Source organism: Pseudomonas typographi (assembly GCF_014694385.1).
Classification (GTDB): domain Bacteria; phylum Pseudomonadota; class Gammaproteobacteria; order Pseudomonadales; family Pseudomonadaceae; genus Aquipseudomonas; species Aquipseudomonas typographi.
The window spans coordinates 65715-85257 of the sequence record NZ_JAAOCA010000025.1 but is presented as its reverse complement, the minus strand read 5'-3'; the positions used below and the strand labels follow the sequence as shown (position 1 = coordinate 85257).

The window sequence follows — 19543 nt, the reverse complement described above, 5'->3', positions numbered from 1 at the left end:
GATGAAAAGGATTGTATCGGCCCTTGGCATTTCGCTATGGATGGCGCTGCTGTCGCCAATGGTGCTGGCCGCCAACCTCACGGCGGTCGACGTGGCGAGCCTGCCCGGCAACCGGATGGAGCTCAAGCTCACGTTCGATAGCCCGGTGCCAGCGCCGCGCGGTTATACCACCGACCAGCCGGCACGCATTGCCCTGGACCTGCCGGGGGTAAGTAACCGCCTGGCCACCAGCAGCCGCGACCTGGGGGCGGGTAACGCCCGCAGCTTGGTGGTGGTCGAGGCGCAGAACCGCACCCGGTTGATCGTTAACATGAACACGCTGGTGCCCTACAGCACCCGTTCCGAAGGCAATAACGTATTTGTGCTGATCGGTGAAGGCGCCAGCGCGCTGCAATCGAGCAAGCCGGCCCGTACCCCGGTGCCGCCGCCGGTGGCCACCCCCCGGGCAGCGGCCAGCGCCGCGCCTGCCAGCGGTTTTGCCCCGGTGGGCAGGGCGGTGCGTAACGTCGACTTCCAACGCGGTGAGTTGGGCGAGGGCAACGTGGTGGTCGACCTCACCGAGGCTGGCATTGCGCCGGATATCAAAGAGCAGGGCGGCAAGATCGTGCTGTCGTTCGCCAAGACCCAACTGCCCGACCCGCTGCGCGTGCGCCTGGATGTGAAAGACTTCGCCACCCCCGTGCAATACGTGAACGCGTCGATGGTCGCTGATACCGCCACCATCACCATCGAGCCCTCCGGCACCTATGACTACTCGGCCTACCAGGCCGACAACCGCCTGACCATCAGCGTGCGCCCGCTCACCAACGAAGACCTGCAGCGGCGCAACGCCGACAAGAACATCTATACCGGCGACAAGCTCTCGCTGAACTTCCAGGACATCGACGTGCGCTCGGTGCTGCAACTGATCGCCGACTTCACCAACCTGAACCTGGTGGCCAGCGATACGGTGCAGGGCAACATCACCTTGCGCCTGCAAAACGTGCCGTGGGACCAGGCGCTGGACCTCGTGCTCAAGACCAAGGGCCTGGATAAACGCAAGGTTGGCAATGTGCTGTTGGTGGCCCCGGCCGATGAAATCGCCGCCCGCGAGCGCCAGGAGCTCGAATCGCAGCGGCAGATCCAGGAGCTGGCGCCGCTGCGCCGTGACCTGATTCAAGTCAACTATGCCAAGGCGGCCGACATCGCCAAGCTGTTCCAGTCGGTAACCGGTACCGGTGGCAAGGGCGCCGGCGGCGGTGGCGGCGAAAACGGCAGCGATACCCGTGGCTCGATCACCGTGGATGACCGCACCAACAGCATCATCGCCTACCAAACCCAAGAAAGCCTTGACGAACTGCGCCGCATCGTCGCCCAGTTGGACATCCCGGTGCGCCAGGTGATGATCGAGGCGCGAATCGTCGAAGCCACCGTCGACTACGACAAACAATTGGGGGTGCGCTGGGGCGGCACGTCCAGCGGCCACGGCAATACCTCCATCGGCGGGCTGAATGCCCTGGGCGACACCGATGGCAATACCGGTACCTCCGCCGGCAGTAACGTGCCGTTCGTGGACCTGGGCGCCGCCGACGCCACCAGCGGTATCGGCATCGGTTTTGTGACCAACAACACGTTGATCGATCTCGAACTGTCGGCGATGGAAAAAACCGGCAATGGGGAGGTGGTTTCGCAACCGAAGGTGATTACGTCCGACAAGGAAACCGCGAAAATCCTCAAAGGTACCGAGGTGCCTTACCAGGAGGCCAGCTCCAGCGGGGCCACCACGGTGTCGTTCAAGGAGGCGTCACTGTCGCTTGAGGTCACCCCGCAGATCACCCCGGACAACCGCATCATTATGGAGGTGAAAGTGACCAAGGACGAACCGGATTACCTCAATGAGGTGCTCGGTGTGCCGCCGATCAACAAGAACGAGGTCAACTCCAAGGTGTTGATCAACGATGGCGAAACCATCGTAATCGGCGGGGTGTTTTCCAATACGCAGAATAAAACCGTCGACAAGGTGCCATTTCTCGGCGATGTGCCGTATGTTGGTCGCCTTTTCCGTCGGGATGTGATCTCGGAAAGTAAATCCGAGCTGTTGGTATTCCTGACACCACGTATCATGAACAACCAGGCGATTGCTGTGAGTCGTTGATGCTGTGCAAAATTTGATACTCGTAGGGCCGATGGGGGCGGGTAAAACCACCATAGGCCGTTTGCTTGCCAAAGAGTTGCGCCTGCCGTTCAGGGATTCCGATAAGGAAATCGAAACGCGTACCGGCGCGAACATTCCATGGATCTTCGACAGAGAGGGAGAGGCCGGCTTTCGCGATCGCGAAGCGGCCATGCTCGCGGAGCTTTGTGCGTATGATGGGCTGGTGCTGGCCACCGGTGGTGGCGCGGTAATGCGTGACGAAAACCGCAAGGCGCTGTATGCCGGCGGGCGGGTGGTTTACCTGCATGCGTCGGTGGAGCAGCAAGTAGGCCGTACCGCCCGTGACCGCAATAGGCCACTGCTGCGTACGGCCGACCCGGCCGCTACGCTACGGGCGCTGCTGGCGGTTCGCGACCCGCTTTACCGGGAAATCGCCGACATCGTGGTGGAAACCGATGAGCGCCCACCGCGCATGGTCGTGTTCGATATCCTTGAACGGCTACGGGAATTGCCACCCCGGTGAGGCAGCGCAGGCAGCCTAATAAGCAAAGGGGCAGTAAAGCCCTCGATTGGCGGAAAACATGCAAACACTGAAGGTTGAACTGGCCGAACGCAGCTACCCGATCTACATCGGCGAAGGCTTGCTGGCCAACCCGCAATGCTTCTTGCCCCACGTGGCCGGCAAGCAGGTGGCGATCGTTACCAATGAAACCGTGGCGCCGCTTTACTTGGCGCAGTTGGAGCAGGCATTGGCCGGCCGTGCCGTGATCAGTGTGGTGCTGCCTGACGGTGAAGCGCATAAGAACTGGGAAACCCTGCAGCTTATTTTCGACGGCCTGCTGAAGGCCCGCCATGACCGCCGCACCACCATCGTCGCCCTGGGTGGCGGGGTGGTCGGGGATATGGCCGGTTTTGCCGCGGCCTGCTACCAACGCGGCGTGGATTTCATCCAGGTGCCGACTACCTTGCTGTCACAGGTCGACTCCTCGGTGGGCGGCAAAACAGGTATTAACCACCCCTTGGGCAAAAACATGGTCGGGGCCTTCTACCAGCCCAAGGCCGTGGTGATCGATACCGCGTCGTTGCGCACCTTGCCCGCGCGCGAGTTGTCTGCCGGCATGGCCGAAGTGATCAAGTATGGGCTGATTTGCGACGAGCCCTTCTTGGGCTGGCTCGAAGCATCCATCGAGCCGCTGATGGGCCTCGACCCGCAAGCGCTGACCGAGGCGATCGCCCGTTCTTGCCAGGCCAAGGCCGATGTGGTCAATGCCGATGAGCGGGAAACCGGCGTGCGCGCCACGCTGAACCTGGGCCACACTTTCGGCCACGCCATCGAAACCCATATGGGGTATGGGGTATGGCTGCACGGCGAAGCGGTAGGCGCCGGTACCGCCATGGCGCTGGAAATGTCCATGCGGCTGGGCTGGATCGACCAAGCCGCGCGTGACCGCGGCCTGCGCCTGCTGCTGCGCGCCGGGCTGCCAGTGGTGCCGCCGGCAGCCATGGGCGCCGATGACTTCCTGCGGCACATGGCGGTCGACAAAAAAGTGCTCGATGGGCGCATGCGCCTGGTATTGCTGCGGCGCCTCGGCGAGGCGGTAGTCACCGACGATTATCCACAAGAAACATTGCGGGCCACGCTGACCGCCGATTACGCGGCCATCGCCGCCCAGCTGCGAGGTAAATGAGGGTTCCATGTCCAGTCTACATGCCGACGAGGCTTTCCTCGGTCATTACCAGCTCGACCACGACCCATTCGCGGCGCGCGTACCGGGTTTCAAGTTTTTCCCAGCCCAACGCAAGCCGGTGTTGGGGCAACTGCACCACTTGGCGCGCTATAGCCAAATGTTACTGGTGGTCACTGGCCCGCAGGGCAGCGGCAAGACGCTGCTACGCCAGGCACTGGTGGCCAGCACCAACAAGCAGTCGGTGCAAAGCGTGGTGGTTTCGGCGCGTGGCGGTGGAAACGCCGCTAGCATGCTCGGCCAGGTTGCGCAAACCTTGGGCGCTGCCGATGCACAAGTGGGCGCCATCGTGGCCCAGGTGGTGCAACTCGGCTTGACCGGCCAGGAAGTGTACCTGCTGGTTGACGATGCGGAACAACTCGACGATTCGGCACTCGAAGCGCTGCTGGCCCTGGCCCAGGGCACCCCGGAAGGGCGCCCGCACGTGTTCCTGTTCGGTGAGCCATCGCTGATCGGCGCGTTGGAGCAAACCGATGTGGGCGAGGAGCGCTACCACATCATCGAGCTGCAACCGTACACCGAGGAAGAAACACGGGAATACCTGGCCTTGCGCCTGGAAGGCGCGGGGCAGGGTGGGCAACTGCTCAGCAATGACCAGATTGCCGACATCTACGAAGCCTCCGGTGGCTGGCCTGGCCCGATCAACCAGGTTGCCCGGGATTCGATGATCGAGGCGATGATCGCTAGCCGCTCCGCGGTGAAGCGTCCAACCATGGGGTTCAAGATGCCGAAAAAGTTAGTGATAGCCGCCGCCGCGGTCGTGGTGGTGGTCGTAGCGGCCGCTGGAGTGATGTCTGGCCGCAGCAAGGCACCGAGCAACGCGCCGGTGCAGGCGCAACTGCCGTTGGGCCAGGGCCAGCCGACCGACGCCCAAGCCAACCAAGACGGCAGCCCGGCCATCGATTTTGCCGGCAGCAACAAGCCGCAGCCGATGAACGGGCAGCAGCCAGTGATGCGTGAGCCCTTGGCATCGGCTGCCGGTGGCGATAGCGACGACGGTACCGGGCCTGTGCCCAACGGCTCGGTGGCCCCACCCACGGTGACCACTAGCGCACCGCCAGCCGGCAGTGTGGCTTCGGCACCGAACGCCATGCCGGCACCCACGCCTGCTCCGGTACCTACCCCAGCGCCGGTGGCGGCACCGCCGGCCAAGGCAGTGCCGCCGGTTGCCAGCGCCAAGCCCGCACCGAAGGCGGTAGAGAAACCCGCCGAAAAAGCAGCCGCCAAGCCTGCCCCAGGCGGGTCGGGTAGCAGTTGGTATAGCGGCCAGGCGCCTAGTAGCTACGTGGTGCAAATTCTCGGCACCAGCAATGAAAGTACGGCCCAGGCCTATGTACGCGAACAAGGCGGCCAGTACCGTTACTTCAAGAAAAACCTGCAGGGCAAACCGCTTTACGTGATCACCTACGGCAATTTCCCCAACCGTGACGCGGCGGTGGCTGCCATCAAAAACTTGCCAGCGAAGGTTCAGGCTGGTAAACCTTGGCCCAGAACTGTCGCCAGCGTCCAACAAGAGCTCGCTACAGCCCGCTGAAGGCCGTGGCACCACCCCGCCGCTACTTCGCGTCTCCACTGGAAGCCCTCCGCGCCTAGCGCGGGGGGCTTTTCTGCCCCCAAAAAGTGCCCTGCCCGTATACAAACACTGTGCAGTAAGCTGATAAATCGCAGGCTGCGCCGTATCGCTACCACGACGGCTCAGCAAAAACATTCAATATAGCGACACTGTTTTGCGGCAATTCGTCGTAGAATTTGTGAGCACCGCAGCCTGTGTGTACAATGACTGCCCTTTTGCCCCGCAAAGCCGGCTTACGTTCAGCGCGGATGGTAAGTGGTTGAAATGAAAAGAATTGGCCTGTAATTCAGGCAAGCCTGGTGAGAAAGTGTCTATGAAAACAGGTCTGTACCGTCCCGATGAATTCAAGGATAACTGTGGGTTTGGCCTGATCGCCCATATGCAGGGCGTTCCGAGCCATGACCTGCTGAACACGGCCATTGAGGCGTTGACCTGCATGACCCACCGCGGTGGGATCAACGCCGACGGTAAGACCGGTGACGGCTGTGGCTTGTTGATCCAAAAGCCCGACCTGTTCCTGCGCGCCGTGGCCAAGGAGCACTTCGCCCGTGAATTGCCCCGCCAGTACGCGGTAGGCATGGTGTTCCTCAACCGTGACGAGGCCAAGGCCGAGGTTGCGCGGGAAAACATGAACCGCGAAATCCTCGCCGCCGGCCTGGAGCTGATCGGTTGGCGCGAGGTGCCCATCGACGTCAGCGTGCTCGGGCCATTGGCCCTGGAGCGGCTGCCGAAAATCGAGCAGGTGTTCATTGGCGGTGATGGCCTCAATGATGACCAGCAATTCGCAATCAAGCTTTTCAGCGCCCGCCGCCGCTCGTCGGTGGCTAACGCCGAAGACACCGACCACTACATTTGCTCGTTCTCGCACAAAACCATCATCTATAAAGGCTTGATGATGCCGGCGGACCTCGCCGCGTTTTTCCCAGACCTGGGTGACGAGCGCCTGCAAACCGCGATCTGCGTATTCCACCAGCGCTTTTCGACCAACACCATGCCGAAATGGCCGCTGGCGCAGCCGTTCCGCTTTCTTGCCCACAACGGCGAGATCAATACCATCACCGGCAACCGTAACTGGGCCCAGGCACGGCGCACCAAGTTCGCCAACGACCTTATCCCCGATTTGGACGAACTGGGCCCATTGGTCAACCGGGTGGGCTCGGACTCCTCCAGCATGGACAACATGCTCGAGCTGATGGTGACCGGCGGCATCGACCTGTTCCGTGCCGTGCGCATGATCATCCCGCCGGCCTGGCAGAACGTCGAAACGATGGATTCGGACCTGCGCGCCTTTTACGAATTCAACTCCATGCACATGGAGCCGTGGGATGGCCCGGCCGGTGTGGTGATGACCGAAGGCCGCCATGCGGTGTGCTTGCTTGACCGCAATGGCCTGCGCCCGGCGCGCTGGGTCACCACCAAGAACGGCTACATCACCCTGGCATCGGAAATCGGCGTATGGGGTTACAAACCCGAAGACGTGATCGCCAAGGGCCGCGTGGGGCCAGGGCAGATACTGGCGGTAGACACCGAAACCGGGCAAGTGCTGGAAACCGACGACATCGACAGCCGTTTGAAGTCGCGCCACCCTTATAAGCAGTGGCTACGCAAAAACGCCCAGCGCATCCAGGCCACGCTGGATGACCATGACCACGGTTCGGCGTTCTATTCGCCCGAGCAGCTTAAACAGTACATGAAGATGTACCAGGTCACCTTCGAAGAGCGTGATCAGGTGCTGCGCCCCTTGGGCGAGCAAGGCTACGAAGCGGTTGGCTCGATGGGCGACGACACCCCGATGGCGGTGCTGTCGCAGCGGGTGCGCACGCCTTACGATTACTTCCGCCAGCAGTTCGCGCAGGTGACCAACCCGCCGATCGACCCGCTGCGCGAAGCGATCGTGATGTCGCTGGAAATCTGCCTGGGCGCCGAGCGCAATATTTTCCAGGAATCGCCTGAGCACGCTTCGCGGGTGATCCTCAGCTCACCGGTGATATCCCCGGCCAAGTGGCGTTCGTTGATGAACCTGGACCGCGAAGGGTTCGAACGCTACAACATCGATTTGAACTACGACGAAAGCCTGGGCCTGGAGGCGGCGGTGCGCAATATCGCCGACCAAGCCGAGGAAGCCGTGCGCGCCGGCCGCACCCAACTGGTGCTGAGCGACCGCCATATCGCGCCGGGCAAGCTGCCAGTGCACGCCGCATTGGCCACCGGCGCGGTGCACCACCGCCTGGTCGAAAAGGGCCTGCGCTGCGACGGTAACATCCTGGTCGAAACCGCCACGGCGCGCGACCCGCACCATTTTGCCGTGCTGATCGGCTTCGGCGCCTCGGCGGTATACCCGTTCCTGGCCTACGAAGTGCTGGGCGACCTGATCCGCACCGGTGAGGTGCTGGGCGACCTGTACGAAGTATTCAAGAACTACCGCAAGGGCATCACCAAGGGCCTGCTCAAGATCCTCTCCAAAATGGGTATCTCGACCATTGCCTCGTACCGCGGCGCGCAACTGTTCGAAGCCATCGGCTTGGCCGACGATGTGACCGAGCTGTGCTTCCGTGGGGTCGCCAGCCGTATCAAGGGCGCCCGCTTCGTCGACATCGAGGCCGAACAAAAAGCCTTGGCCCTGGAGGCTTGGAGCGCGCGTAAGCCCATCCAGCAAGGCGGCCTGCTCAAGTTCGTGCACGGCGGCGAATACCATGCGTACAACCCCGACGTGGTCAGCACCCTGCAAGCTGCGGTGCAGCGCGGCAATTACCAGAAATTCAAGGAATACTCGGCGCTGGTCGACCAGCGCCCGGTGTCGATGCTTCGCGACCTGCTCAAGGTCAAAGAGGCCGAGCAGCCGTTGCCGCTGGACGCCATCGAGCCGCTCGAAGCGATCCTGACGCGCTTCGATTCGGCCGGTATCTCGCTCGGTGCGCTGTCGCCCGAAGCCCACGAAGCCCTGGCCGAGGCCATGAACCGCCTGGGTGCGCGCTCGAACTCCGGCGAGGGCGGCGAAGACCCGGCCCGCTATGGCACCATCAAAAGCTCGAAAATCAAGCAGGTGGCCACCGGCCGCTTCGGGGTCACGCCGGAGTACCTGGTGAACGCCGAGGTGTTGCAGATCAAGGTGGCCCAAGGCGCTAAACCGGGCGAGGGCGGCCAGTTGCCAGGCGGCAAGGTCAACGGCCTGATCGCCAAGCTGCGCTATGCGGTGCCGGGTGTGACGCTGATCTCGCCGCCGCCGCACCACGACATCTACTCGATCGAAGACCTCGCCCAGTTGATTTTCGACCTCAAGCAGGTCAACCCGCGCGCGCTGGTATCGGTGAAACTGGTATCCGAGGCCGGCGTGGGCACGATCGCCGCCGGCGTGGCCAAAGCCTATGCTGACTTGATCACCATCTCCGGTTACGACGGCGGTACCGGCGCCTCGCCGCTAACGTCGATCAAGTACGCCGGCTCCCCTTGGGAGCTGGGCCTGGCGGAAACCCACCAAACCCTGCGTGGCAACGACCTGCGGGGCAAGGTGCGGGTGCAAACCGACGGCGGCCTGAAAACCGGCCTGGATGTGATCAAGGCGGCCATCCTTGGCGCCGAAAGCTTCGGCTTTGGCACCGCGCCGATGATCGCCCTGGGCTGCAAATACCTGCGGATTTGCCACCTGAACAACTGCGCCACCGGTGTGGCCACCCAGAACGACAAATTGCGCAAAGACCATTACATCGGCACCGTCGACATGGTGGTGAATTTCTTCACCTATGTGGCCGAAGAGACTCGGGAATGGCTGGCCAGGCTGGGCGTACGCAGCCTCGGCGAGTTGATCGGCCGCACCGACCTGCTCGAGGTGCTGCCCGGCCAGACCGCCAAGCAACAACACCTGGACCTCACCCCGCTGCTGGGCAGCGATGCGATCCCGGCCGACAAGCCGCAGTTCTGCCAAGTCGACCGCAACCCGCCGTTCGACCAAGGCGAAACCGCCGAGAAAATGGTCGACATGGCCTTGGTCGCCATCGAACGCAAAAGCGGTGGCGAGTATGAGCTGCCCTTGTGCAACTGCGACCGCTCCATCGGTGCCCGTGTGTCTGGCGAAATCGCCCGGCGCTACGGCAACCAGGGCATGGCCGAGGCACCTATCACCTTCCGCTTCAAGGGCACCGCGGGGCAGAGCTTCGGTGTGTGGAACGCCGGTGGCCTTAACCTGTACCTGGAAGGCGATGCCAACGATTACGTCGGCAAGGGCATGGCGGCGGGCAAGTTGGTGATCGTGCCGCCCAAGGGCAGCCCGTTCAACACTCAGGACAGCGCGATCATCGGCAATACGTGCTTGTACGGCGCCACCGGCGGCAAGTTGTTTGCCGCCGGCACCGCCGGTGAGCGTTTCGCGGTGCGCAACTCGGGTGTGCACACCGTGGTAGAAGGCACCGGCGACCACTGCTGCGAGTACATGACCGGTGGCTTCGTCTGCGTTCTGGGCAAAACCGGGTACAACTTCGGTTCCGGCATGACCGGCGGTTTCGCCTACGTGCTAGACCTGGACAACACCTTCGTGGACCGCGTGAACCATGAACTGGTGGAAATCCAGCGCATCAGCGGCGAGGCCATGGAAGCTTACCGCAGCCATTTGGACAGCGTGCTGGCTGAATACGTGAGTGAAACCGACAGCGAATGGGGCCGTAACGTCTGGGAAAACCTCGACGACTACCTGCGCCGCTTCTGGCTGGTGAAGCCGAAAGCCGCCAGCCTCAAAAACCTGTTGTCCAGCACCCGGGCCAACCCGCAATAAACCTACGGCAAGCCCCAAGCGGCGCGTTGAACGGCGCACGCTTGGGGCGCGCCGCCCAGAACACCGAATTTTTGTTTGCAGCTTGAAGCTTCACGCTTGAAGTTGCGCCGAGAGGCGAATCATGTCCGAACGCTTGAGTAACGACTTCCAGTTCATCGAGGTGGGGCGCAAAGACCCGAAGAAAAAACTACTGCGCCAGCGCAAGAAGGAGTTCGTCGAAATCTACGAACCCTTCAAGCCCCAGCAGTCGGCCGACCAATCGCACCGTTGCCTGGGTTGCGGCAACCCCTATTGCGAGTGGAAATGCCCGGTCCATAACTTCATACCCAATTGGTTGAAGCTGGTTTCCGAAGGCAACATCCTGGCGGCGGCGGAGCTGTCGCACCAAACCAATACCCTGCCGGAAGTGTGCGGCCGCGTATGCCCGCAAGACCGCCTGTGCGAGGGCGCATGTACCCTTAACGACGGCTTCGGCGCGGTGACCATCGGTTCGGTCGAGAAATACATCACCGACACCGCCTTCGCCATGGGCTGGCGCCCCGACATGTCGCGGGTGGTGCCCACCGGCAAGCGTGTCGCGGTGATTGGCGCAGGCCCGGCGGGCCTGGGTTGCGCCGACGTGCTGGTGCGCGCTGGCGTGGCCCCGGTGGTGTTCGACAAGAACCCGGAAATCGGCGGCCTGCTGACGTTCGGCATCCCCGAGTTCAAGCTGGAAAAAACCGTGCTAAGCAACCGGCGCGAGGTGTTCACTGGCATGGGCATCGAGTTCCGCCTGAACACCGAGGTGGGCAAGGACGTGACCGTGGAGCAACTGCTCGCTGAATACGACGCCGTGTTCATGGGCATGGGCACCTACACCTACATGAAGGGCGGGTTCCCGGGCGAAGACCTGCCCGGTGTGCACGACGCACTGGATTTTCTGATCGCCAACGTTAACCGCAACCTGGGCTTTGAAAAGGCCCCTGAGCATTTCGTAGACATGAAAGGCAAGCGGGTGGTGGTGCTCGGCGGCGGTGACACCGCAATGGACTGCAACCGCACCTCGATCCGCCAGGGCGCCAAGAGCGTGACCTGTGCCTACCGCCGTGACGAAGCCAACATGCCCGGTTCGCGCAAAGAGGTGAGGAACGCCAAGGAAGAGGGCGTGAAGTTCCTCTACAATCGCCAGCCGATCGCCATCGTGGGCGAAGACAAGGTCGAGGGCGTGAAGGTGGTCGAAACCCGCCTGGGCGAGCCGGATGCCCGCGGGCGCCGCAGCCCGGAGCCGATCCCGGGCTCTGAAGAGATTCTGCCGGCTGACGCGGTCGTGATCGCCTTCGGCTTTCGCCCCAGCCCGGCGCCGTGGTTCGAGCAGCACGGCATTGGCACCGACAGCCAAGGCCGCGTGGTGGCCCCGGGCGAAGGCGGCGCGTTCAAGCACCAAACCAGCAACCCGAAAATTTTCGCCGGTGGCGACATGGTGCGTGGCTCGGACTTGGTGGTGACCGCGATCTACGAAGGCCGCACGGCGGCCGAAGGCATCCTCGACTACCTGGGACTATGACCGCTCTCAATGGCGGCCATTGAGCAAAGGCACGGCCCGGCGCCGTGCCTTTTGCGCGAGGGTCTGCGAAAATGCCCGGCACAACCCTGCCGGATGCCGTTATGACTGCCCTGAAGAACGACCGTTTCCTTCGTGCCCTGCTCAAGCAGCCGGTGGACGTTACCCCCGTATGGATGATGCGCCAAGCCGGCCGCTACCTGCCGGAGTATCGCGCCAGCCGTGCCAAGGCCGGCGACTTCATGAGCTTGTGCAAGAACCCGGCGTTCGCCTGCGAGGTGACCCTGCAACCGCTGGAGCGTTACCCGCTCGATGCGGCCATCTTGTTTTCCGACATCCTCACCATCCCCGATGCCATGGGCCAGGGCCTGTACTTCGAAACCGGTGAGGGCCCACGTTTTCGCAAGGTCATCGACACCCCGGCCGACATCGAGGCGCTGCAGGTGCCAGACGCGAACAAAGACCTCGGCTATGTGATGGACGCGGTCCGCACCATCCGCCATGAGCTGGGCGGCCGTGTGCCACTGATTGGTTTTTCAGGCAGCCCATGGACCTTGGCCACTTACATGGTCGAAGGTGGTTCGTCCAAGGACTTTCGCAAAACCAAAGCGATGCTCTACGACACGCCCGAGGCGCTGCACCTGCTGCTCGACAAACTCGCCCAAGCGGTAACGGCCTACCTCAACGGGCAAATCCGCGCTGGTGCCCAGGCGGTGCAGATTTTCGACACCTGGGGCGGCAGCCTCTCTTCAGCGGCCTATGAGGTGTTTTCCCTGGCGTACATGCGCAAGATCGTCGCCGGCTTGGTGCGTGAGCATGAAGGCCGGCCGGTGCCGGTTATTCTGTTCACCAAGAACGGCGGGCTGTGGCTTGAGAAAATCGCCGACGCCGGTGCCGATGCCCTGGGCCTGGACTGGACCTGCGACCTCGGCGAAGCGCGCCAGCGGGTGGGTGCGAAGGTCGCGCTGCAGGGCAACATGGACCCGAGCGTGCTTTATGCCAAGCCTGCGGCGATTCGCGCCGAAGTGGCGCGCATACTGGCCAGCTACGGCCACGGCAGCGGCCATGTATTCAACCTGGGCCATGGCATCACCCCTGAGGTAGACCCCGCCCATGCTGGGGCCTTTATCGAGGCGGTGCATGAGTTGTCCGGGCAATACCACCATTAAGCCTGGCTTCAGCCTCGCGCTGTAACCTGCCCCCATCGTTTCCAGCACAATGGGGTTCCAAGCATGAAAAAGCAGTTTTTTGCCATCGCCTTCGCGTCGTTGCTCACGGGCACCGCCGTGGCCGCCAGTACCGGTTACACCGGGCCGAACGCCGGTAACATCACCACCGTGGCCGGCGCCCTGCAGGCGTCGGATGACGCCCCGGTGGTGTTGATCGGCAACCTGGTGCAAAAGGTTAAAGGCGACACCTACGAGTTCCGCGATGCGACCGGTAGCATCCACGCCGAGATTGAGCACGACCAATGGCCCGCTGGCGCGGCGGTCAGCGAAACCACCCGGGTTCGCTTGCACGGTGAAGTGGATAAAGACCTCACCAGCCGCGAGATCGACGTGGAGCGCGTAGAGCTTGTGAACTAAGCGTCTGTGGCCGTGGTGGGCAGCTTCGCCAGCTTCAGCGCTACCACGAAGGCGGCTAGCAGCAGCGCGCCGATGAACGCGCCCACGCCGTTCCAACCGCCCTCATGGTACGCCAGCCCACCGAAGGTGCCGGCCACGCTGGACCCTACGTAATAGCAGAACAGGTACAGCGAAGAGGCCTGGCCCTTGGCACGCACGGCGCGCCGGCCGATCCAGCTACTGGCCACCGAATGCGCACCAAAAAAACCAAAGGTGAACAGCAGCATACCGGGCAGCACCACCGCTAATGGCTGCGCCAGGGTCAGCACCAGGCCTGCGGCCATCACCAGGATCGACACCCAGAACGCCGTGCGCCGGCCGTATTTGTCGGCCAGCGCGCCCACATGCGCCGAGCTGTAAATGCCCACCAGGTACACCACCGACAGCAACCCCACCACGGCCTGGCTCATGTGGTATGGCTCGGCGAGCAGGCGATAACCGATGTAGTTGAACAGGGTGACGAAGCTGCCCATCAATAGGAAGCCTTCGAGAAACAACCAAGGCAACCCGGCGTCCTTGAAGTGTACGGTAAAGCCGTCTACCAGGCTGCGCGGGTTCAAGCGGTGCGGGCGAAAGTTGCGCGAGGCCGGCAACCATTTGGCGAACACGATGGCGGCGGCCAATGCCAAGGTGCCGATCACCACCATCGCCACCCGCCAACTGGCAAAGTCCACCAGCACCCCGGTGATCAAGCGCCCGCTCATGCCGCCAATGGCGTTGCCACCGATGTACAGGCCCATGGCCAAGCCGATGTGCTGCGGGTGGATTTCTTCGCTCAGGTAGGTCATGCCCACGGCGGCCAGGCCGCTCAGCGATAACCCCACCAGCGCGCGCATCAGCAAAATGCCGTGCCAACTGGGCACTACCGCGCCCACCAGGGTGCACAAGGCCGCGCAAAACAGCGCCGCAACCATCACCGGCTTGCGCCCGATCGCGTCCGACACCGGCCCGGTCACCAACAGGCCGACCGCCATTAAGCCCGTGGCCACTGATAACACCAGGCTGCTCTGCGCCGCATTGATAGAAAATTCCCGGGACAGGATCGGCATCAACGGCTGCACGCAATACAGCAAGATGAAGGTGGCAAAACCGCCGGCGAACAGCGCCAACACGGTGCGGATGAAGGCCGGCGTGCCTTTTTCAATGAAAGCCTCGGGCGGGGCGGCTTCTGCGGCAGTGGGGGGGGGCTCGCGCATCGCGATGGCAGCTTTCACGGGGAATGGCCTCAAAGTGTTACGTTTCAGCGGGAAAAAAGCATAGCCCTCGGCGAATTATCCTTCCAATATATTATTCGACCTAATTAATAGGCTGTACGACTTAATGGAGGGGCTATGGAGCTGCGGCATTTTCGCTATTTCGTGGCCGTGGCCGAGCAATTGCACTTCGGCCGCGCCGCTCACCAACTGGGGATTTCCCAGCCGCCGCTGAGCCAGCAAATTCAAGCACTTGAAGCCCAATTGGGCGTGCGCCTGTTCAACCGCAACAACCGCCGCGTGGAGCTTTCTGAGGCCGGGCGGTTGTTCTTGGAGGAGGCACGCCAGGTGCTGGCCCAAGTCACCAAGGCCGGCGACGTGGCCCGGCGCGCCCAAGCCGGCGAACTGGGCGAGCTGAAAGTTGGCTTCACATCGTCAGCGCCCTTCAGTTCCACCATCCCCCAGGCGATCCATCACTTTCGCCAGGCATTTCCCGCCGTGCAACTGACCCTGCTGGAAATGAGCAGCCACGATGTGGTGGACCGGCTGGCAGCCGGGGATGTGGATGTGGGCCTGACCCGGCCCGTGCCGTTGCCGGCCTCGGTGGAGATGGCCGAGCTGTTTCGCGAACCCTTGGTGGCCGTGCTCAGCGCCGGCCACCCTTTAGCCGAAGGCAGCGAAGCCGGCATCGCCCTGGCCGCCCTGGCCAATGAGCCGTTCGTGTTCTTCCCGCGCAATTATGGCAGCAGCGTGTACGCCCAACTGCTGCAACTGGCGCGCAACGCCGGGTTCAGCCCGCGCTTCTCCCAGGAAGCCAGCGAACCGATGACCATCATCGGCCTGGTGTCTGCAGGGCTAGGGGTGTCGGTACTGCCGGCGTCGTATCACTGGATGCGCATCGGCGGGGTGGTGTACCGGCCTTTGCTCGACGACGGTGCGCAAACGGCGATTTGGCTGGTGCAGCGTAAGGGTGAGCCGCCGGCCATGGTGGAGGCGTTCGCGCGGCTGCTCATGCAGCGATAGGTATGGCCGAAAATAGTTCCATGAATTGTATCCAGACCGACAAGCGGTGTAACAAAATGTTGACGTCAATAGGTGGGCCTTTCTACCATGGCGTCTTCCGAGTGCCACCATTTTGCCATCGCACGGACGCACATGGATCGATTGTTTTTTCACTTCGCCTGGCTGGTTGCCTGCTTGTTGAGCGCGGCCGCCCACGCGGCGCCTTTGCCCGGTGAGCAAGACCTACTGCGCGAGCGCCAACAGCGGTTGCTCGACGAACAGCAGCGCCGCCTCGAAGACTTGCAGCACCTGCCCGGCCAAGAGCAGGCCCCACAAACGCCGCAGTTGCCCGCGTCGCCCCGTTGTTTTGTGATCCATGAAGTGGCCCTTGAAGGGGCCACGCGCTTGTCCCCCGCCGACCAGCGCCGCCTGGTCGAACCCTATGTAGGGCAGTGCCTTGGGGTAGCCGAGCTGAACGGCTTGCTCACGACGATTACCGACCTGTATATCAGCCGTGGCCTGGTGACCAGCCGCGCCTACTTGCCGCAGCAGGGGTTGGCCAGCGGGCGGTTGGTGGTGCGCATCGTCGAGGGGCGGCTGGAGGGCTTGGTGCCGGGGCAGGGTAGCGGCTTGACCGCGCGCGAGTTGGCGATGGCGTTCCCCGGCGCGCCGGGTGACCTGCTCAACTTGCGGGCGGTGGAGCAGATGGTTGACCAGCTCAACCGGCTGCCCTCCAATCAAGTGAAAATGGACCTGGTGCCCGGCGAACACGTTGGCGGTAGCCGGGTACAGGTCAACAACACCCCCGCCGAGCCTTGGCGGGTATCCCTCTCACGTTACCCAACTCAGCGCCAGCGTCAGCGCCGGCCGTGACCTGTCCATCGACGCGGGCCGTGACATCAGCGCCATCGCCAGCCAGCTCGACGCCACGCGCGACATCAGCATGGCCGCGACCGAAGACCTGACCCTCAGCGCCGCCGCGAACGAAGACCATTACCTGTCTAAAAGCAAAAAGCTCACCACCGAGCAAGACCACGTAAGCCAAGTGGCCACCGACCTAACCGCGGGCGGCAGCGTAACCCTCAGCGCCGGGCAAGACCTGGCGGTGATCTCCAGCCGCATCACCGCCGGCGACGAAGCCTACCTGGTCGCCGGCGGCAAGCTGGACCTGCTGGCCGCGCAAGACACGGACTACTCGCTTTACGACAAAAACAAAAAGGGCAGCTTCGGCAGCAGGGAAACCAAACGCGACGAAGTCACCGACGTCGTGAATATCGGCAGCGAAATCACCACCGGCGGCGACCTGCTGCTGGTCAGCGGCAGCGACCAAACCTACCAAGCGGCCAAGCTGCAAAGCGGCGGCGACCTGGCCATCAGCAGCGGCGGCGCCGTGACTTTCGAAGGTGTGAAAGACCTCCACCAGGAAAGCCACGAGAAGAGCAGCAGCAGCCTGGCGTGGGCCAGTGCGAGTGGGAAAGGCAGTACTGACGAGACGTTGCGGCAGAGCGAGATGATCGCCCAAGGCCAGGTAATGATCGAAGCCGCGCAAGGGGTCGCCATCGACATCAAGGAGGTAAACCAACAAAGCGTCAGCCAGATCATCGATGCGATGGTACAGGCCGACCCGAACCTCGCATGGCTTAAGGACGCCGAAACGCGAGGTGACGTGGACTGGCGGCAGGTGAAGGAGATTCACGATTCGTTCAAGTACAGCCAGTCGGGGCTGGGGGTGGGGGCGCAGTTGGCGATAGCCATTGTGGTGGCGTATTTCACCGCCGGTGCGGCCAGCACCTTCCTGGCGGGCACGGCAGGCGCCACCGGCACGACCGCTGCTACTTCAGTGTGGGCCACGGCTTCGGCTACCACGGCGGCAGGCTGGGCCAACGCGGCGGCGACGGCAGCCATTACTTCCGCGGCGAGTGGGGCGGCGGTAAGTACTCTCAATAACCGGGGTGATGTGGGCGCGGTGCTCAGAGAAATCACCTCCAGCGATGCATTGAAAGGTTATGCCGTCGCGGGCCTGACCGCCGGGCTCACGGCGGGGCTGTACGACAAGTGGACCAGCACACAGACCGGCGCCAGTACCTTGCCGGGAGAGGCAGGCAATGCCGGCTCCAACCTGTTGGCGAACAGCGGCAAGGTCGTTGGAGGTGGGTTGGGCACGTGGAGCGGCATTGGCCAGTTCGCGGCCAACCAGGCGCTGCAAAACACCACCTCGGCCGTGCTCAACCAAGCACTGGGGCAATGTGGCAGCCTGGGGGATGCCTTACAGCAAACGTTGGCCAATACCTTTATGGCTGCGGGGTTCAACTGGGTAGGCGATACGGGCCTGGAAAACGGCAGCCTCGCCAAGATCGGCCTACATGCGATTGTGGGTGGCCTGGCCGCCGAGGCATTGGGCGGCGATTTCAAGACAGGCGCGCTGGCCGCGGGTGTGAACGAAGCACTGGTTGATACCCTGGCCAAGCAGTATGTGGGTATGACGGCCGATGAGAAGGGGCGGCTGTTGGTCATGAACTCGCAGTTGGTCGGTGTGCTGACGGCTGCGTTGGAGGGGGGGGATGGGCAGGACTTGCAGGTGGGCGCAGCGGTAGCGGGCAGTGCGACGGCATATAACTATCTCAACCATGAGGAAGTTGATGCGCTTGAGAAAGCGTTGCTCGACTGCCGTACGAGTTCAGATCCGGAAGGATGCCGGCAACAGCTGAAAACCGAATATCAAGTGATCAGCGACCGCAAAGGCGGGGCCAAGCTATACGATTGTCAGGCGTCGGGGGAAGCAGGGTGCAACGTTCAGCTTTCCGCGCTTTTGGCCGGCGAAACTGCGCTGGGCGCGCTGGATAGCGCGGGCGGATGGTCGGCCAATGAACAGGAGATTATTGAACATTTCTTCGATACCAATTCTAATGAGATGGCGGCAGCGCATAATGTGTGGCTGCGGAACTTCCTGAATGAATCCGGCGTCGTAGGCGGAGGGTTGGTCGGAGGCATCGCTGAGGGTGCGGTATTAGAAGGGTCTATAGGTGCAAAAGGTGGAGCTGCTAGCTCCGAGGCTGAAAATGCGGCCTTGTATCCAAAGCTGAAGGATCAACTGATACAAGAAAACCTGAGCAATATTGCGGCCCAGGACTCAAGATTGGCGGCTGCTGTGAATGGCAGTGGAACGAAAAATCCGAACTTCTCTATAGGTCAAGGCACATCTTCCGAAGCTAATCAGTTGGGTAAGACTTGGGTTGGTGATGGTGCTAGGCCTATCTCGGGTGTTCCTGGGGGCTTTATTAGTGCTGATGGGACACGTGTGTATAGACCACCAACGATAAAACCCAATACCCCAGCTCAATATAATCCGACAGGGGTACAAGCTAATTTCCAAACGTTGCAAGACGGAAAAGTTATCGGTAATGGCCACTTGAGTGTTACGAACTGATGAAAGCAGTTATAAAATCAATCGATCTGAATGATGCCGTTGGCTTTGATCAATACTGGCCCAATGACGAAAAGTGCTTTGGAATATGGCTAACGGTTCAAATTGGTCCTGATGATCAAGAAGGTGGACATCTTTTTCAGATACTTGTCTGTACCCCGGACTGGATCAAAAGCGAATATTATCCCCTTGGAGCTGTGTGGGGACGGCATATGCTGATAGTTTTTGAATATGATACAGGTCTCATAGTTAAAGAAATTTCAAACTATGTTGAGGCTTGCTCCGGGGAGGATTTTTGGGGTGTAGCCCAAAAGCTGTCTCGCATGGGTGCATGGGAGTTTGAAGACTACAAGCCCTTAGATGACACATAATTTATGTGTAGAGGTTTCAACTTGATCTGACACTTTCGACACCGGCCTTGCGCCGGTGTTTTTGCACCCTTTCTGCACCCTTTCTGCAGTCAAGTTGCATCCCTTTTGCACCCACCCTGACGACCTACGGTCTATCTGCTCAATACGCCCTTTTTGAGCATGAATTTTCGC

At 62.0% G+C, this 19543-nt stretch carries 11 protein-coding genes and 2 pseudogenes; 12 read left to right on the top strand and 1 reads right to left on the bottom strand.

What is annotated here, in order from left to right; genetic code table 11:
• The first annotated feature begins 1 nt into the window (after position 1).
• From HAQ05_RS19190 to HAQ05_RS19155, 8 genes are all read left to right on the top strand, one after another.
• The gene (locus tag HAQ05_RS19190; RefSeq protein ID WP_190423454.1) at positions 2–2134 is read left to right on the top strand and encodes a type IV pilus secretin PilQ; all 2133 of its coding nucleotides are present in this window, start codon (positions 2–4) and stop codon (positions 2132–2134) included.
• A 4-nt stretch (positions 2135–2138) separates the two neighbouring features.
• A complete protein-coding gene (aroK, locus tag HAQ05_RS19185; RefSeq protein WP_190423452.1) occupies positions 2139–2657 on the top strand; it encodes a shikimate kinase AroK in 519 nt (172 codons plus the stop codon).
• 58 nt (positions 2658–2715) lie between these two features.
• Complete coding sequence (gene aroB / locus HAQ05_RS19180; RefSeq protein ID WP_190423450.1) at positions 2716–3822, top strand: 3-dehydroquinate synthase; 1107 nt, start codon at positions 2716–2718, stop codon at positions 3820–3822.
• Positions 3823–3829: 7 nt separating this feature from the next.
• Positions 3830–5413: an AAA family ATPase gene (locus HAQ05_RS19175; RefSeq protein ID WP_190423448.1), complete on the top strand. Its 1584-nt coding sequence runs from the start codon at positions 3830–3832 to the stop codon at positions 5411–5413.
• Positions 5414–5765: 352 nt separating this feature from the next.
• Positions 5766–10217, top strand: coding sequence for a glutamate synthase large subunit (gltB, locus tag HAQ05_RS19170; protein ID WP_190423446.1), 4452 nt, complete (start codon positions 5766–5768; stop codon positions 10215–10217).
• A gap of 121 nt (positions 10218–10338) precedes the next feature.
• Positions 10339–11760 (top strand): FAD-dependent oxidoreductase, encoded by a 1422-nt coding sequence (locus tag HAQ05_RS19165; RefSeq protein ID WP_190423444.1) that lies wholly within the window; start codon positions 10339–10341, stop codon positions 11758–11760.
• A 101-nt stretch (positions 11761–11861) separates the two neighbouring features.
• Positions 11862–12926 (top strand): uroporphyrinogen decarboxylase, encoded by a 1065-nt coding sequence (gene hemE / locus HAQ05_RS19160; RefSeq protein ID WP_190423442.1) that lies wholly within the window; start codon positions 11862–11864, stop codon positions 12924–12926.
• A gap of 63 nt (positions 12927–12989) precedes the next feature.
• Positions 12990–13343: a YgiW/YdeI family stress tolerance OB fold protein gene (locus HAQ05_RS19155; RefSeq protein ID WP_190423440.1), complete on the top strand. Its 354-nt coding sequence runs from the start codon at positions 12990–12992 to the stop codon at positions 13341–13343.
• Here HAQ05_RS19155 and HAQ05_RS19150 read toward each other — a convergent pair.
• On the bottom strand, positions 13340–14596 hold the full coding sequence (locus tag HAQ05_RS19150) for an MFS transporter (RefSeq protein WP_420825783.1): 1257 nt from the start codon (positions 14594–14596) through the stop codon (positions 13340–13342). The two genes, HAQ05_RS19155 and HAQ05_RS19150, sit on opposite strands and share 4 nt — an antisense overlap.
• 117 nt (positions 14597–14713) lie before the next feature.
• On the opposite strand from HAQ05_RS19150, the gene HAQ05_RS19145 reads away from it, so the two are divergent.
• The 4 genes and pseudogenes from HAQ05_RS19145 (at position 14714) to HAQ05_RS19130 (ending at position 19372) form a co-directional block, all read left to right on the top strand.
• Entirely contained in the window at positions 14714–15598 is an 885-nt protein-coding gene (locus HAQ05_RS19145) for a LysR family transcriptional regulator (RefSeq protein ID WP_190423438.1), read from the top strand.
• A 132-nt stretch (positions 15599–15730) separates the two neighbouring features.
• A pseudogene (locus HAQ05_RS19140) lies at positions 15731–16414 on the top strand (POTRA domain-containing protein); the annotation flags it as partial.
• Positions 16401–19004 (top strand): annotated as a pseudogene (locus HAQ05_RS19135) (DUF637 domain-containing protein); the annotation flags it as partial. The pseudogenes HAQ05_RS19140 and HAQ05_RS19135, both read left to right, overlap by 14 nt.
• Positions 19004–19372: an immunity 8 family protein gene (locus HAQ05_RS19130; protein ID WP_190423432.1), complete on the top strand. Its 369-nt coding sequence runs from the start codon at positions 19004–19006 to the stop codon at positions 19370–19372. The pseudogene HAQ05_RS19135 and the gene HAQ05_RS19130, both read left to right, overlap by 1 nt.
• The last annotated feature ends 171 nt before the right edge of the window (positions 19373–19543 follow it).

Coding starts and splice junctions, on each gene's coding strand:
- hemE (WP_190423442.1), top strand. CDS start 11,862: ATGACTGCCCTGAAGAACGACCGTTTCCTTCGTGCCCTGCTCAAGCAG.
- HAQ05_RS19165 (WP_190423444.1), top strand. CDS start 10,339: ATGTCCGAACGCTTGAGTAACGACTTCCAGTTCATCGAGGTGGGGCGC.
- aroB (WP_190423450.1), top strand. CDS start 2,716: ATGCAAACACTGAAGGTTGAACTGGCCGAACGCAGCTACCCGATCTAC.
- HAQ05_RS19130 (WP_190423432.1), top strand. CDS start 19,004: ATGAAAGCAGTTATAAAATCAATCGATCTGAATGATGCCGTTGGCTTT.
- gltB (WP_190423446.1), top strand. CDS start 5,766: ATGAAAACAGGTCTGTACCGTCCCGATGAATTCAAGGATAACTGTGGG.
- HAQ05_RS19175 (WP_190423448.1), top strand. CDS start 3,830: ATGTCCAGTCTACATGCCGACGAGGCTTTCCTCGGTCATTACCAGCTC.
- HAQ05_RS19190 (WP_190423454.1), top strand. CDS start 2: ATGAAAAGGATTGTATCGGCCCTTGGCATTTCGCTATGGATGGCGCTG.
- HAQ05_RS19155 (WP_190423440.1), top strand. CDS start 12,990: ATGAAAAAGCAGTTTTTTGCCATCGCCTTCGCGTCGTTGCTCACGGGC.
- HAQ05_RS19145 (WP_190423438.1), top strand. CDS start 14,714: ATGGAGCTGCGGCATTTTCGCTATTTCGTGGCCGTGGCCGAGCAATTG.